Below are 17,505 nucleotides of genomic sequence, written 5' to 3'. Positions count from 1 at the left end.
TAATATGAAGAGGTTCAAGACAATGTGATTCTTTATACGCCCTAACTACATTCCATAATATGGATTCTCGACATGTCCATCTATTTCCTCTACAATTTCCTCGATTTCCTGTCTAACTTCTTTTTTTAGATTACCTGTTAATGATCCTTTCATAGTAGCATATAGCTTTGATAAACCTAATCTACCTACAATCAGCGTTAGATATTCAATAATTTCGTCTGATTCAAAATCAATAATACTAAGAAGCCATTCTTCTATCTCTGCCTTCAAATCTTCACTCAACAATTCATAGGTATACCATTGTCTATCAGCTAATTCAAGTAAAGCTTCTAAGGATTCCTCTATCCTAAAATTTGTGGTTTTAACATTAATTAAAAACCTTCTAAATAACTTTTCTAACTCATCAATTGGCATATAGTCTGGTAAAGATTTATAATACTCAATCATTATTTTATCCCCTCCACTGGTATGTGAGTTAAATTATTTGGATTCCTGTAGAATTTACCACCCTGACCAAGCAATTTTTTCACAACTTTTATCTGTGCTGTCCATGCACTTCCAGATTTTTTTCATCATTATATACAACCATCTTTATGATTTATTTTATTAGAGTATATTCTATAGTTTTAGCAGCAATTAAACAACCAAATTCTTTTTGATAATCTTCAGGTGCAAATTTTAAAATATAGTATCCCTGCTCTACTTTATACAAAATATTTATTTTTTTTGCATTCTCACCTTCTAATAATTCAAAAACTGTTTTTTTTGTATTTGTCTTCCACTCCATTGGAAGAGAGACAAAGAAAACATCTCTAAAGATAATTTCTATTTCATGAGTATAAAATAGATCTTCTCCTCCTATTATTTTCATATCACTATTAGAATAATACCTTAAAATCAAACCATAATCTCTGCTGAATATAATCATTAATTTTTTCAACTATATTTGCAATCTCGCTTAGGTTCATATAACTCTCCTTTCTATTTTAGTTGAATATGAGTTGCTGCTGCCGCATCATTATTTTTGTTCTAACACTTTATACCGTTATTTTAAATGTTGGTCATATAATGAAAAATAGGCTACTAAATAACTCAAGTAGCCTATTTTTTGCAGTCATGCAGATATGATCCAATATATCATAGTACACTTTTAGTTAACTAATTTCCTATAGCAATTATCAAATTATCGTTTTCGCTAGCTCTAATACATAGTTTTTCTAATAAATAAAAAAATTAACTGCCTCTTTTTTATCCTCGTAATTGTTTAAATTACCACTTTCTAAAATATTACGACAAATATACTTTATCAAAGTTATCTTATATACTTTTTATTAAATTTCCACTTTCCAGATCTTTTCATGTTTTATAAAATGCTTTAAATAAGGCTTTCTTACTTGAAAAATCAATTGTGTAAGTAGCTTTAACATTTTGATAGTATGGGTTAAATCCTGTTATCCACCATTTCTTTCCGTGTGGTTTATAATTAACTATTTTGTGTCCTTTTTTATCTGTTAATTTTAGTGTCATAGGTAACGCAAGGCTTCTGTCTACGAGCCAGTGATCCATTGGTACGACAACTACTGTTGCCTAAAGTATCTACGTTATTTAAGACTCTTCTTGTTCCTACCTTAATCTAATCTGCTTATGGATTAGCTTCCTTCTTTATAACAATTATAATTACTTATAACATTAAAATAGAACATTTACATTTAGTTTTTCAATGTAAATGTTCTATTTTTCTTAACATCATGACATTCAACTAAAAGGGAGCATATCACACAATTATATCTTATATATGGTCCGTTAATTACCTATTTACTAAGTTTTTAATCTGTACGTCAGCATTCCAATTCTTAGGCTTTTTACTAATTGTATGCCATTGACAACCACCACTAATCCATATCTTTCTATATTCATCAAAGCTATTACCCTGATCCAAATCATCATAACCAGATTCAAAGCCACAACAATCACATATTGTAAAACTAGGAGCACCATCATCATCATCATACAATGGATTTTCAAGTCCATTATAACCACAAATCAAACAGATATACATACAATCACTCCTTTTTTTAGTGTATTCTTAAAGTAGTTAATACCACCTTTTGGTTTAAAAAAGTTCCAATTTGAGCACCATTATGTATTATTACTAGTTCATTTGTTCTTACATTGTAAATTGCTTCTCTACCATTTGTTAAAATTCTGCTGAGTATGTTACAAGGCCGCAACACCCGAAGCTATGCGACCAATGTAAAACAAAATATTACTAATTTTTTCAAGATAATATAATTTAAGCCTTATTACCCATATAACATTAATTACGATTTGTTATTCCATCAATATTCCATTCACTTTTTATTACTCTAAGATTATTATTATGAACAGGTAGTATTGCTAAAGAGTAAACTCTCTTATTAAGATTTCTGAATGCTAAAGGAGAATATTTAATTTCTGCTTCATTATCACAAAAAGCGTAGTTGTATGCTGAGCACTTATAGAATTTTTTCATTAAATCTATAAATTTATCAGTATAACTATTAACCATATTTAATGAATCTTTATAAAATGCACTCTCTGAAATATCCAGAATAAATCCAAAATAGCCTTCTTCTTTCTCAACATGCACAGTTATATCCAAATTCATTAAATCAAATAAATTAGTTTCGATTTCTATCTGCCCAAAATAATGTTCAGCCAATAAAACTAACATATTATCTATTTGTGTATTATCATTTAATTCATATTCAATCCATTCATCCCCATAAATATCTTTACATATTTTTGCTCTTTTTATTTCTCCTTTTTTAGAAACAATAAAATCAATCAAACTTTTCATTTTATTTTTTATATTATCTATAGAAATTTTATCATAAATAAATCCCACTGAAATATAACTACCCACACATAAACCTCCTATTTGATTTTTGTTCCATTAGTGGTTTCTTCTACTTTGTTTCCTTCTTTGTCGTATTGATAAGTAGTCTTTTTACCTAAGGCATCGGTTTTTGTAACCAATTGATTTAGATTATCATACGCATAAGCCATAGTGTTTCCATTTTCATCAGTTACCTTAGTGAGATTATCATTCTTATCATAATCCCAAGTAATACTTCCTGCTAACGCATTGGTCTGTTTTATCTTTCTACCACCAGCATCGTACCCATAAGTGGTTTTATTTCCTTCCCCATCGGTATAGGAAGTTAATAGACCTACTTTATTGTACTCTTCCACAGCTAAACAATCCCCTTCGACTTACTACAAATGAACCATTACATCAACGAATCACAATGAATTTCAACATAGATGCATTAATGAAAGAAGAAGACGTTGGATACATAAAAACGAAACTTGCAGGTACAAAATGCACCCAGGGTGTATTCAATCCCAATGCTATTGAAGCAGTAATCAACGCATCGAATGGTATACCTAGAATAATAAATAAGATATGTAATTCAAGCCTTATGATAGCAGCAAGTAAATCTGCTGATCTTGTAGATGCAGATATATAATTGCTGCTGTGAATGAATATCGAATTAGCATAAAATTACTTAAGCCGCAGGAAACACCTGCGGCTCTTATAATAAACATAGAATATAGCATCAGATAAGGTGAATTGTTAGCATTACATTCATTGAATACTTCGACAAATCTAAAGAATATGAGAATTAGATAAAGTGACTATGATAGCATCTCATAGCGTGACGAACAACATTATTGTAGCTACCAGGTACAGTGGTGCGGTTATCTAAAGATAAGCGTCCATAAATTCACATCTACTGGTTAAAGTTAATATATACATCATTCAAGTCATACTCATCTCTTGTAATAACCAATTTATTATCTGTTAAATAGAATGATGATTTGGAACCAATTTCGTCTTTTATTTCATCATATGCGTATGAATCATTCTGATAAATTTCCTTAAGATACTTAGATTCAGATATAGATGCTTCGCGTATAATTTTATCTGCCTCATCAGAATCTATTGGAGGTGAAAATTCATTTTTATAATCATATTTTTTTAATTTTTGCTTCAGGTCATCAATATCCTTTATTAAATTACTTAAATACACCCTATCTCCTGTTTGAACATCAACAGTCACCCCAATCCGTGTATAAGTACTCATATAACCTTCACCATTTTTGTCTTTCCATTCAATTGTATAACACAATGATAGATATTTTGAATTTTTGCATTTGACAACTACCTTACTTTTCTCCATCCATTCACAATCTTTATTGATCCACTCAGTTATTGAAGACTTGAGTGTCTGATTTATCCGACTTTCTATACTTTCATTACCCAAACCGGTTATTTGAACATATTTCACACTGAATGGTTTACTATTCTCGTTATTGTGTATATATTTCTTTATATTTACTTTATAATCTGGTATATTACTTGATTTGCTTTCTCCCAGTTTTTTTATATGAGCATTAGTTACATTGCCTGATGATTTGCATCCTGCAAACAACATAGCCGTAACAATACAGAAATATATTAAAATTGCTTTTTTCATAGAATTACTCCATTCTCAATTACTTAAAAACTTGCACTGCTTTATCGTATGCAGATTTTCGTTTAGCCCAACCATTAGGAAGTCTATATGAATGCCCATTGACACTTAATGAATTTTTTCCAATTTTAAATTTACTTCCTTTTCTTATTGCAGTTAAATCATTCATTATTCCATCCGGAACTCCATTTACATAATATTGAGTAATAAGAAAAATTCCTAAATTGCCACCGTTTTTTGTCACATATGCGTTAAGATTACCTTCTCCAGTTTTTTGCATTTTGCTCCAATACCAGGCTGATGCTTCCACAGCATAGTTCTTTGCAATATATGTAGCAGTGTCCTCACCTGAATATGAGCAATTAGGAATGGTCTTTAGAAATGTCAAATGTGTTTCTTTATGTGTAATTTGAATATATCCAGCACCTCTTCTATTTTTCCCGTAACTTTTCCCTGCAAAATAAGAATCACTACCTTCCTCCAATGCTGTCCTTCCATAATCACTTTCTGCCGCCATAGTAGCCATGAATAATGCAATACTATTTTTATTTGTAATGCCATAACTTATAAGAGCACCATTCAATTTTTTTACAAATGCATCACTTGTATTACACCATCCAAATTCTTGCAATTGGGTTACAGTAACAAGGTTACCCTTCCCCTTTTTCTTACTACTTCCACCATGATTTTCCTTACTACTGCCACCATCATTAATTATACTTTGTGTCGATGCGTAATGCCCATCTGAATCCATATACATTAACGGATTTTCTCTACAATAAATATATAGATTCTTAGTCAAGGTATCCTCAATCTCCCCAAGATTACTATCCTCGCTAATAAACCTACCAGTCTTAAAATCATAATACCTTGCTTTCACATAGAGTTGACTACTTTCTGCATCATACACATGTCCAGTATAACCAAAGATATTTCCATTCGTTCCAATATCATCTGGATTTTCAACATTACCAAATTCATCACAGCTTATTTCAGCCTTCATAACACCAGAATTATTTTGAATCTCTTCTACACTGTTCTTCTCATCAATTCTATAATAACTGATACCTTTTCCTGATTCAACACTAACTAATCCTAATCCATAGGTAAAGTCTGTTTCATCTCCAGATAACGAATCTCCTTCTGCTATAATATCCTGATTAGAACTCATGGTATCAATCACATATGACTTTTTACTAACAACTTTGTTATTTTTTGATACTGTTTTCTTGATTCGATTACCAGCACCATCATATTCATATTTACTTGTTGTTTTGTTGCTCGTATTCTTAACACTTGTCAGCATATTTGTAGAATCGAAGGTATAAGTTGCCTTTGTAATTCCATTTACTTTCTTAGAAGATAGATTACCTTTAGCATCGTAACTATAAGTGTTTGTATCCGCTCCTTGCGTCTCTTTAACAAGCTCGTTTAAGTTATTATACGTATAGGTTATTTTATCTTTTCCAGTTTCCTCTTTTCCCTTACGGTTGTTGAATTCATCGTAGGTATAGATTCTAGTACCTTTCTTATCTGTGGTCTGCATCAACTGATTGAGATCATCATACGCATAGGTACTGGTTGCAGTTACGCCTGATTTTACTTTTGTTTCCTTAATACGGTTTCCTATGGCGTCATAAGAATACTTTGTAGTATAGCCAAGGGCATTGGTTTCTTCTACTTTGTTACCTTCTTTGTCGTATTGGTAAGTAGTCTTTTTGCCTAAGGCATCGGTCTTTGTCACCAATTGGTTTAGATTATCATAGGCATAAGCCATAGTGTTTCCATTTTCATCAGTTACCTTAGTGAGATTACCATTCTTATCATAACCCCATGTGATACTTCCTGCTAACGGATTGGTCTGTTTTATCTTTCTTCCGCCAGCATCGTACCCATAAGTGGTTTTATTTCCTTTAGCATCAATTGTACTCTTAAGGTTTCCAACTTTATCATATTCATTCTTTGTTACATGACCTAAGGAATCGGTAACTGCTACAATGTTGCCATTTGGATCATAGTCTGTTGATGTAGCTCCACCATTTGAATCCGTTTCCTTGATTTTTCTACCCAATGCATCATATTCATTCTTTGTTACATTTCCTAAAGCATCAGTTGTACTAATAACGCGATTGAGTTTATCATAACTATACTTCGTCTCATTTCCTAAAGCATCCTTCTCTATGGTTACGTTACCATTTACATCATAGGTATACTCTGTTCTCCCACCCATAGCATCAATAATTGCAGATTGTCTTCCGAACTTATCATATTCGTAAGTAGTCTTACTAATATCAGCTGCAGTCTCAACGGTAACATTGCCCATGTTGTCGTATTGATATTTGGTAATATTCGACTTGGCATCGGTCATCTGTTCTAGCTGACCAGTTGTGGTACTGTATTGATATAAGGTGCTTTTACCGTTCTTATTCGTATCTTTCGTTACTTGCCCATCCGCGTTATATTCTGTTAACGTAGTATTACCTAGTGCATCCGTAACTTTCTTTATCATACTATCTAGGGTATATTCGTAAGACTCTAGATTACAGCAATATTTGTATATGATTCACAGGCATAATTGATTTGTAGGGACGAATCGAGTAGGAGGGAGTGATTAACTCCCGTCCTCTCACAGCACCGTGCGTACCGTTCGGTACACGGCGCTTTCAATAGTTGATGTGCACAGACTGATAGGCTGTGGCTAAGTCATAAAAGCCACTGTTTATCAGTCTTTCTTTTGTTAAAGCTATATTGACCCCTACTGTATGTGTCACAAACCAATAACCTCTACGGCTATTAGCCGTTTTAAATGCCAAATCATTGGTCACTCCGAGTTTTAAAAGGTTTCTCATTTTCGTTTTAGACTTCTTCCATTGCTTCCAAATACACATACGAATTCGATGGTAGAGCCACTTATTGATTTCATCAATGGGGTTCTTTATACTTGCTATTCCGTAATAGTTAAGCCATCCTCTAGCATATATCTTTATCTTTTCTAATGCCGGTCTTATGCTCTGAACAGACCTTCGGGAAGATAGTTCTCTCAGCTTTGATTTAAACTTCTTCCATGACTTTGGATGAACTCGGACGTATATGCCCTTTCCGTTCCTTCCCAATGCAAAGCCAAGGAATTTAAAATTTCGGATTGCAAATACACTGACCACACGACTTTTATCTCTGTTTACTGTCAGCTTAAGCTTCCCTTCCAGATAGTTCGTGCTTGTCTCCAGAAGTCTCCTTGCAGCTCTTTCGCTCTTTGCTAACAGAACTATATCATCAGCGTAACGTACGAACGGAACACCTCTCTTTTGAAACTCCTGGTCAAACTCATTGAGATAAACATTTGCCAATAGTGGCGACAGATTTCCACCCTGTGGCGATCCTTCTTCTGTGTCCATGACTACACCATTTTCCATAACATCGCTCTTGAGATACCCCTTTATCCATTGTATTACCCTTTCATCCTTCACATTTCTCCGAAGTATGTTTAATAATAACTCGTGATTTAGGGTGTCAAAGTATCTTGATAGGTCTAGTGATACCGCATAGCGGTAACCTTCTTCGGCATACTCTTTGACCTTAATAATGGCATCCTTCGCACTTCTTCCCGGACGGTAACCGTAGCTTCCATCCGAAAACTGCATCTCATATGTCGGCATCAGTTGTTGTGCAATGGCTTGCTGAAAAATACGGTCTTTGACAGTTGGAATACCAAGTTTTCGCGTTCCACCGTCTGCTTTCGGGATTTCTTTACGCCTTACCGGGTCGGGTGTATATTTACCCTTGTATATTTTCTCGATAATTCTTTGCTGATTTTCCCGTAGATATGCACCTATTTCATCGACTGTAATACCGTCGATTCCCGGTGCTCCCTTGTTTGCCTTTACCCTCTTATAAGCTCTGTTAAGATTATCTTTGTTCAGTATCTTCTCCAAGAGTTCTGGCTGTGCACTGCCCTTTTCTTTCCATATCGAGCGGAATGACCTCCGAACTTCCTCATACCCTTCATGTTCCGCATTATCTCTTTGCGGACAGTCTCTGTTTTCAGAGTTTTCTGCCTTCATCAGCCACTCCTCCTTTCTCGGTTATACTTGGGACTCCTATTGATTCGGTCCTTCGCCTCTCGGCTAATATGACCTCTGCTGACTTCTGCATGTTCAGTATTACCTTGCGATAATAGTTACCTCTTTCAAGGCGTTCCATCCAGATCTCCCCGGGTACTCACACGTTCCTTCTCTCCATCCATCTGCCACATTTACCATGCATGATTCCGTGTAGTTATTGGGCTTCGACTTGTATGGCAGACTTACCCTCATGCATAGCCTGATGTGATTTCTGTACGTCAGACCAGAGATTTGCCATCCGGCTTCCTTCAGATTCGCAGTCACCCACGACACCCTTGCCATTGGCTATATCCTTCCCACTACCGGGCGGATTCGGGACTTACACCCGTTGAAACGTGCGCCCGCCGGGCGCACCACAAAAATAGCGGTCATCCGAAGACAACCGCCAGTAAAATGTATATTACTTTTTGCTTGTTGCTGAAAATTAGTGCAATAAATCTTTCCAAATTTCATTCTCAGTTTTTATATTATCTTTCAAATCTTGGTATTTGATTTCAAATTCTGCATGATCACCAGCGTTATGACCAACCCCAACACTAATTCCTAAAGAATCCTCTGTTAGGTAGCTATATGTTTCTGACTGATTTTCAGTTCCTACATTTTCAATTAAGTCTGATGTGTTAAATAAGTTCATCCATTCCTCTGTGGTTTTTAATTCCTTTATTGGACTAAGTTCAGAAATCAAAGCTTTGAATTTCTCGCTCATGAATTTACTTACAAATTTATCATCAATATTGATAATGTCCTTCAATCTAATTTTACTTACATTACTGATATTTATATTTGTCGAGTAAAACAAGTTATTAACACGTGGGTAATCTTCAAAACTTTCTTGCCCAATGTATTCTATACTTAACAGCTTGGAGTTTTTTAACATCACATTATAGTCAATCATTAGTGATACATGATCCTTATTGTCCTTATAATTATTTAGAACTTTAAGAATATCGTTTCTTATTAATTCATTAATTAATTTTTGCTTATTAACATCATTAAAATTAATTATTTGAGGATAATCAATTTTAATATTTTTATAAATATAGCTTTCTTTTTTTGTTTCGTATACTTTTTCAATTGAACTATTAGAATTATCCTCATTCTTGGTATTATTAATCATATTATTATCACTACTTTGACTTTTTTCGGTTACAGGTGGCTGTGTTTCTTGTATATTCCCAGTTTTATCTTTGTTAATTTCCAGCTTACCCAAATTATATCCACCCGTACCACAGGCAGTTAAAGTAATTACAAATAACATCAACAAAGCTACACAAAAGTTTTTATTTTGCATATAATTTTCTCCATTTTCTGAATACGACTCTTTATAATATCTTACTTGCTATTTAATAACCTTACAAGCCTCCGCATAATACGTTTTCCTGTTCTGTAAACCATTAGGTATCGCTTTACTGTACCTACTACCACAGTTTACAGCTCTAGAAACTTGTAGCACTTGTTGGTCTGCACTCTTACCTGCTAAACTATCTACAATAGAATTCATTTTATTATTTCTCCACCAAATTCCCGAAATATCCCACAAATCAAAATTATCTCGAACGTAACTATACCCTTCCATTACTCTAGAGTCTCCTGTCTCCTTTGCCATGGCTTGATAATTAGATCTACCAGTTACTTGGATATATCCTATCCCCCTAAACCTAGGTCCATCCCCTTTTTGTGTATTTCCAACATTTTTACCTCCTGCAGTTCCTTGATCATAATGTTTTGTCAAGTATTCATCTGAACCTAACTCTGTAGTATATAATCCTTTTTCAGATTCTTGTGCACATTGAGATAGAAAATGTCTTATTCTTTCGGGTGTAGTTATATCATATGTTACTAAAGCCTTATTTAATTGCCCTATTGATTCATCACTAAGTTTCCAGCCAAGTTGTTTCAACTTTTCTTTTGTAACAAGAGCATTACCCGTCCCCTTTTTCTTACCACTTCCACCATGATTTTTCTTACTACTTCCTCCATCATTAATTATACTTTGTGTCGATGCGTAATGCCCATCTGAATCCATATACATTAACGGATTTTCTCTACAATAAATATATAGATTCTTAGTCAAGGTATCCTCAATCTCCCCAAGATTACTATCCTCACTAATAAACCTACCAGTCTTAGAATCATAATACCTTGCTTTCACATAGAGTAGACTACTTTCTGTTTCATACACATGCCCCGTATAAGAGAAAATATTTCCGTTCGTTCCGATATCATCTGGATTCTCTACATTACCAAACTCATCATACCCTATCTCAGCCTTAACTGTACCAGAATTATTCTGAATTTCTTCTACACTGTTCTTCTCATCAATTCTATAATAACTGATACCTTTTCCTGTTTCAACACTAACTAATCCTAATCCATAGGTAAAGTCCGTTTCATCTCCAGATACCGTATCTGCTTCTGCTATTATATCCTGATAAGAACTCATGGTATCAATCACATAAGACTTTTTACTTACAACTTTGTTATTTTTCGATACTGTTTTCTTGGTTCGATTACCAGCACCATCATATTCATATTTACTTGCTGTTTTGTTGCTCGTATTCTTAACACTTGTCAGCATATTTGTAGAATCGAAGGTATAAGTTGCCTTTGTAATTCCATTTACTTTCTTAGTAGATAGATTACCTCTAGCATCGTAACTATAAGTTTTGGTATCCGTTCCTTGTGTCTCTTTAACAAGCTCGTTTACGTTATTATACGTATAGGTTATTTTATCTTTTCCAGTTTCCTCTTTTCCCTTACGGTTGTTGAATTCATCGTAGGTATAAGTTCTAGTACCTTTCTTATCGGCAACCTGCATCAATTGGTTGAGATCATCATAAGCATAGGTACTAGTCTCAGTTCCCCCTGCTTTTACTTTTGTTTCCTTAATACGGTTTCCATTGGCATCATATTGATAGTTATAACTGGAATTCGTTGTACTTCCTGTCTTCTCTTTCCTTCCTGTTAGTTGTCCGATGGAATCATATGTGTAAGCTGATTCTGTTCCATTTGGTAGGTTCTTTGATGTTAACCGGTTCTTATTATCATAGTTATATGTAGTCACACCATTCTTAGTATCTGTTACTTTAACTAAGTTGCCTGCTGCATCATAAGCATATTGAACTACTTTTCCATCTGGATAAGTCATGGATTGTTTCTTACCATTCTTCGTCCAAGTATACTTAACAACCTTATTATTGGCATCTGTTACCTTGGTAGCTTGCCCTAGAGCGTTGTAGGTATAATTTGTACTTCCATTCCAATCGGTCATTGTTGTAAGTCTGTTATTGCTATCATAAACATAGGTAACCGAGCGATTGTCACTATAGGTTTTCTTTGAAAGATTGCCGGCTTTATCATATTTGTATAGGGTAGACGTTCCATCTTTCGCAGTTTCTTTTGTTAATTGTCCATTATTATCATACTCATATGATATGGACTTTCCAGCAGCGTCAATTAGCGCTGTTCGATTGCCACTCTTATCATATTGATAGGTTGTTGTCTGATCATCCGATGAATTAGTTCCTCTTCGTATTTCTTTTATCATGTCACCTAATTTATCATAGGAATACTCAGATGTATGCCCAAGAGCATCTTCTACTTTCGTTAGATTTCCTAAAGTATCATATTCATAAGAAGTCTTGTTCCCTTTGGCATCAGTCTTACTTGTCCTATTCCCATTTTTATCATATGTATAGGTTGTTGTATTACCTTTGGCATCTATTTCTTTAATTAGTTTATTTACACTATCGTAGATATAGCTTGAACTGTTGCCTAAAGCGTCTGTTTCTTTTACTTGATTACCGTTTTTATCATAGGTATAGGTTTGGATATTCCCTAATGGATCTGTTTTCTTTGTTAATTGACTAAGTTTATCATATTCATATTTTGTTACATTTCCTAACTCATCTGTTTCCTTCGTTTGGTTTCCTATGGCGTCATAAGAATACTTTGTAGTATAGCCAAGGGCATTGGTTTCTTCTACTTTGTTTCCTTCTTTGTCGTATTGGTAAGTAGTCTTTTTGCCTAAGGCATCGGTCTTTGTCACCAATTGGTTTAGATTATCATAGGCATAAGCCATAGTGTTTCCATTTTCATCAGTTACCTTAGTGAGATTATCATTCTTATCATAACCCCATGTGATACTTCCTGCTAAAGGATTGGTCTGTTTTATCTTTCTTCCGCCAGCATCGTACCCATAAGTGGTTTTATTTCCTTTAGCATCGATGGTACTCTTAAGCTTTCCAACTTTATCATACTCATTCTTTGTGACATGACCTAAGGCATCGGTAACTGCTACAACATTTCCATTTGGATCATAGTCTGTTGATGTAACTCCACCATTAGCATCTGTTTCCTTAATTTTTCTTCCCAATGCATCATATTCATTTTTTGTTACATTTCCTAAAGCATCGGTGGTACTTGTGACACGATTGAGCTTATCATAACTATACTTCGTCTCATTTCCTGAGGCATCCTTCTCGGCAGTCAGGTTACCATTTACATCGTAGGTGTACTCTGTTCTAGCTCCTAAGGCATCGATTTCTGCCTTTTGTCTTCCATATTTATCATATTCATTAGTTGTCTTGCTACCATCAGCTGCAGTCTCAACGGTAACATTGCCCATGTTGTCGTATTGATATTTGGTAATATTCGACTTGGCATCGGTTGACTGTTCTAATAGACCAGTTGTCGTACTATATTGATATAAGGTACTTTTACCGTTCTTATTGGTATCTTTCATTACTTGCCCATCCGCGTTATATTCAGTTAACGTAGTGTTACCTAGTGCATCCGTAACTTTCTTTATCATACTATCTAAGGTATATTCGTAAGACTCTATATTTCCTTTTGGGTCTGTTATTTTAGTTACTCGATTCAGTTTGTCATATTCATACTTGGTTACATTTCCATTTTCATCAGTAACCGTAAGGAGATTGCCTCTGCTATCATAGGTTCTCTTTTCAACGGTACCATCTGGATTCGTAGTCTTAGTTAGACAACCTTTACTGTCATAAGTATAAGTCGTCTTATTCCCTAACGCATCCGTATAGGAGATAAGGTTTCCTTTGCTGTCATAATCATAAGTCACGGTATTGCCTAACGCATCTGTCATTGAAGTTACTTGGTTGAATTCATTGTATGTATAAGTTGTCTTATAACCTAGGGCATCGGTTTCTGAGGTGATATTTCCGTTCTTATCATACGTATAATACGTCTGGTTTCCAGCCTTATCGGTGTTCGAATCGTATCCACCTTTACCACCATCCGTTGGATCAGGATCTGTATCATCAGGATCATCACCAATTAATTCTGCATAGGATACTGGCATACTTCCCCATGCCCAGTTGTCTCCTACGAATACGGCTATCTTATTCCATTCTGCATAATTCGTATCCTCTTTGTTAAAGGAGAAGTCATTATTCTGTAGGTAAGTCGTCCAAGAGCTACGGTGCATTCTTGTATGCAATTCAAGATAATCTCCTGGCTTTAATACTAGATCCTCCCTTGTGAATCCGATGGTTGCGGCACAATTGGTGCCTACGTTGTCATCACCAACTTCTGTAAAGTCACAAGTAATATCACTTTTTGCGATATTGGAATGAAAATCACTTCCGATTCCAGCCCAGTCTGGTTCAAAGATCTGCTTTTCTTCGTCATCTGTTGTATAGAAGTAGTTAATCTTAAGATCAGATAGCTTAATATCCTCTGTACCTGTATTGTAGATTCGATATCTTGGTGCGACACAGTTACTCACTTCTTCTGTGTTGGTATTGAACATCTCTGCACGGATTAGATTCTTTGTCGTATCTGCGTATTCAATGTAATCTTCGTCTTGTTCCTCTTCGCTTGGAACAACGCCTTGTCCCCATACTTTCACACCTTTTACGAAGACATCTACTTTATCCCAGTCGATTAGGCTTTCCTTTTGATTAATGGAGTAATCGTTGGTGATATCATAGTCACTCCAATCTTGTTTGGCGATACGGGAATGAATGTCTACCTTTTCACTAATTCCTATGTAACCAGAGTTCGGCTTGAATCCAATCTCTAGATAAGTATCTGCATTCCAGTATTTATCGGTGAGCTCATGAAACGTTCCAGTGATATTTTGTGCTCCTTCACTGCTCCAATCACACCAATAATTCTGTTCTTTGTTATCATCCGGTGTGTAATAATAGCGGATTGTGATGTCTTCTAACTTAATCATATTCGTACCAGTATTGACCAGTTGCATCATTGGATGAATGGTATTGGTACTGTCTCCACGATTACCTGTATTGTACATCTTTAATTTTAATTTATTTGTTCCCGATGGGATTATGACTTCTTCTGGAGGAATGACAGTTCCACTGCCAGAGTTATTATCTGAACCACCTTTATTTGGATCTTCCTTAGGACCACTGGTATCTTCTGTACACTGGGAACCTTTGCCCCATACTAGATTGCCTTGATAGAACATATCTACCTGATCAAAGCTTGTGAACTCTGTGGTAGGATTCTGAGAATAGTCATCTCCTGGTGTAAATAGATCCCAATTATCTTTTCCGATTCTGGTATGAAATTCGACGCTCTCTCCTGGTGTTAATGTACCAGCACTTGCATTGAATCCAACCTCCATGTAGTAGTCTGTTCCTGGTTGGGAGGAGGTTACTTTGACAAATTTACCTTTTACAGAACTGTTACTTCCCTTACTATAATAGTCACAGAAGAAGTTCAGCGGTCTATCTCCATCCACCGTGAAATAATAACGCAACGTAACGTCTGCTAGATCAATGTTCGAACTGCTGGTATTCTTGATACGAAATTGTGGATATAACGTATTATTCGTCTGCGTTCCAGTGCATACATTCATGTTATGTGTCTTTAATTCTAAGATATTGGAACCTGCTGTGATTGCAGAACCTGATACTGCTGACACTTTTGCTCTTTTTTTGCTTGTCTTTTGACTAGCTTTACTTGTCTTATATGGTTTTGGCTTCCCTGTGGAGCTTGTATTGTCTTTATAGTAGTACTTTATTGTTCCTTCGGAATCTTTCTCATATTCCATTTGATAATCTTTGGAATAATGGAAGGTTGTAGTATTGCCATTTGGCTCGGTACATTCGATATCACGGTTGGTATCGTCGTAACTGTATTGGTAGGTACCGCCCCCAATTGTCTTCTTAACTACACGGTCCGAATCATCATATTCCACATCTAATAGAACAACCTTTTCTGGACTGATTACTTTTGTTAAACGATTAAGTTTATCGTATTGATATGTAGTGGTATTTCCATTCACATCCTTGAAGCCAGTAACTAATCCATTCGTATAGGTATAACTGATACTTCTATCTCCACTATCGACGATGGATTGAATCGTTCCATCGGTGTTATAGGTGAAGTTAAAGTAACCGCTTGAATTCTCTACTTTACTAAGCATATCCTTCTTATAGGTTAGCTTGAGTACATTTCCATTTAAGTCCGTAATCTCTTGTAGACTTCCCTCCTTGGCAAAATGAAGGATACTTGTTCCCTCCATTGTAAGTGTATAGCTTCCATCGCTTTTCTTTTCTAATTTTCTTGCTATTCCTTCTGCTGCCGCATAACTTCCATCGCTATTTTTCTTATAATATTCGGAATGTCCATCGTTAAATACAATGGCTACAGTATCTCCCATATCCTGTAGATAATAAGAATACGTATGGGACCAATTAATACCGAATTCACTGTAATCATAGCTCATCGTATTATACATTCGTTCAAATTCCAGTGGACTATATCCATCAATTGATAGGTCTGAATTGGAATAAAAATTATTTCCCATACTTAAGAACACTGGATTCGTGGATGCAATCCTCTTAAGTTCGTCAATGGTTCCTAGATGTTGCTTCTTCTGTTTGGAACCCTTGGAGATATCTTGTGCAATCTTCTTGGATGGATTGATGACTAGAATGTTGGTACCTACTAAGGCTCCTTCATTGGTATAATTCTTTGAAACTTGATTATCCAATAAGATATTAGAGTCCTTCGTATAATCTCCATAGTAGAGTGCAGCAAGATATTTCATCTTATCGCCAACACGAAATACATGTCGGACTACTGATATATCTCTTGTTACGTTACCGGAGCTTCCATTTACCGAAGCTTTGATCTGGTATAAGCTATAAGCAGACATTGGTAGATCTGCATACCACATCGTATCATCTACTGTTGCATTGATACTACTTCCTGATTTACCATCTTGGGATACCGACAAGGTAACTTTGCTGGTTCCTTGATTCTTACCACCAGCACCATAGATTTTAAAGGTATCGCCTTTCACATTTGGAACAATACCAATCTCTTTGCTTGCAGCATTCACTACAGATACACTAACCGAAGAAGTTCCTTTCTTGAACTTCTTCTCGGTAGGTTGTACCACAATCTTATAGGTACCATCGGCTGCGTTATTACCTTTACTGTCCTTACCATCCCAGGTTACTTTATACGTTTTATACTTTCCTTCGTACTTTTCACCCTTCTTTAGGTACGTGACCGTTTCCTTTTGATTCATAACCTTGATATCTACTGTCCTGGTGCCTTCCAGATTAAAGCTAACCGTAGTTTGCTCTCCTGCAGATGGATCAAAGAGTTGATGGTCTACTTTGATAAATTTTTTCTTCGTTGCTGCTTCTGCATTCATTGGTATTGCTGTTAATACGATAACAATACACAAGAGTATGCTAAGCGCTCTGTTCCACAATAATCTTCTTTTCTTTCCCTTTTGTGAATTCATAAATTCCTCCCCTAATTGTACTTTATTCACTACGATGATTGAGATACTAATGTTCATCTTAGTATGAGTTATGATGGTTTTTATATCCAAGTTCTTCTCCACT

12 protein-coding genes are annotated in these 17,505 nt (G+C 35.3%); 1 reads left to right on the top strand and 11 read right to left on the bottom strand.

Annotated features, from left to right (window positions below; genetic code table 11):
- Nucleotides 1-45 precede the first annotated feature (45 nt).
- From bsdtb5_RS03765 to bsdtb5_RS03740, 6 genes are all read right to left on the bottom strand, one after another.
- On the bottom strand, nt 46-447 hold the full coding sequence (locus bsdtb5_RS03765) for a hypothetical protein (RefSeq protein ID WP_271714720.1): 402 nt from the start codon (nt 445-447) through the stop codon (nt 46-48).
- Between the two features lie 151 nt (nt 448-598).
- Nucleotides 599-940, bottom strand: a complete 342-nt coding sequence (locus bsdtb5_RS03760) for a hypothetical protein (RefSeq protein WP_271714719.1) — start codon at nt 938-940, stop codon at nt 599-601.
- Nucleotides 941-1,356: 416 nt separating this feature from the next.
- On the bottom strand, nt 1,357-1,527 hold the full coding sequence (locus tag bsdtb5_RS03755) for a hypothetical protein (protein WP_271714718.1): 171 nt from the start codon (nt 1,525-1,527) through the stop codon (nt 1,357-1,359).
- Between the two features lie 280 nt (nt 1,528-1,807).
- Nucleotides 1,808-2,059, bottom strand: coding sequence for a hypothetical protein (locus tag bsdtb5_RS03750; RefSeq protein ID WP_271714717.1), 252 nt, complete (start codon nt 2,057-2,059; stop codon nt 1,808-1,810).
- Nucleotides 2,060-2,317: 258 nt separating this feature from the next.
- Nucleotides 2,318-2,905 carry an Imm64 family immunity protein gene (locus bsdtb5_RS03745; protein ID WP_271714716.1) on the bottom strand — a complete coding sequence of 196 codons (588 nt, stop codon included), beginning with the start codon at nt 2,903-2,905 and terminating at the stop codon, nt 2,318-2,320.
- A gap of 11 nt (nt 2,906-2,916) precedes the next feature.
- On the bottom strand, nt 2,917-3,234 hold the full coding sequence (locus bsdtb5_RS03740) for a hypothetical protein (RefSeq protein ID WP_271714715.1): 318 nt from the start codon (nt 3,232-3,234) through the stop codon (nt 2,917-2,919).
- A 56-nt stretch (nt 3,235-3,290) separates the two neighbouring features.
- On the opposite strand from bsdtb5_RS03740, the gene bsdtb5_RS03735 reads away from it, so the two are divergent.
- Nucleotides 3,291-3,512, top strand: coding sequence for a hypothetical protein (locus tag bsdtb5_RS03735; RefSeq protein ID WP_271714714.1), 222 nt, complete (start codon nt 3,291-3,293; stop codon nt 3,510-3,512).
- A gap of 264 nt (nt 3,513-3,776) precedes the next feature.
- Here the strand turns inward: bsdtb5_RS03735 and bsdtb5_RS03730 are convergent, their stop codons facing one another.
- From bsdtb5_RS03730 to bsdtb5_RS03710, 5 genes are all read right to left on the bottom strand, one after another.
- Nucleotides 3,777-4,523: a hypothetical protein gene (locus bsdtb5_RS03730; RefSeq protein ID WP_271714713.1), complete on the bottom strand. Its 747-nt coding sequence runs from the start codon at nt 4,521-4,523 to the stop codon at nt 3,777-3,779.
- A gap of 19 nt (nt 4,524-4,542) precedes the next feature.
- Complete coding sequence (locus bsdtb5_RS03725; RefSeq protein WP_271714712.1) at nt 4,543-7,029, bottom strand: RHS repeat-associated core domain-containing protein; 2,487 nt, start codon at nt 7,027-7,029, stop codon at nt 4,543-4,545.
- 154 nt (nt 7,030-7,183) lie between these two features.
- Entirely contained in the window at nt 7,184-8,581 is a 1,398-nt protein-coding gene (ltrA, locus tag bsdtb5_RS03720; protein WP_271714711.1) for a group II intron reverse transcriptase/maturase, read from the bottom strand.
- A 484-nt stretch (nt 8,582-9,065) separates the two neighbouring features.
- A complete protein-coding gene (locus bsdtb5_RS03715; RefSeq protein WP_271714710.1) occupies nt 9,066-9,932 on the bottom strand; it encodes a polysaccharide deacetylase family protein in 867 nt (288 codons plus the stop codon).
- Between the two features lie 48 nt (nt 9,933-9,980).
- Nucleotides 9,981-17,402 (bottom strand): cellulose binding domain-containing protein, encoded by a 7,422-nt coding sequence (locus tag bsdtb5_RS03710; protein WP_271714709.1) that lies wholly within the window; start codon nt 17,400-17,402, stop codon nt 9,981-9,983.
- Between the last annotated feature and the right edge of the window lie 103 nt (nt 17,403-17,505).

It is taken from the genome of Anaeromicropila herbilytica (assembly GCF_016591975.1).
In the GTDB taxonomy this organism is placed as follows: domain Bacteria; phylum Bacillota; class Clostridia; order Lachnospirales; family Lachnospiraceae; genus Anaeromicropila; species Anaeromicropila herbilytica.
The sequence above is the reverse complement of the archived record's forward strand: the minus strand, read 5'-3'. Positions and strand labels throughout refer to the sequence as shown.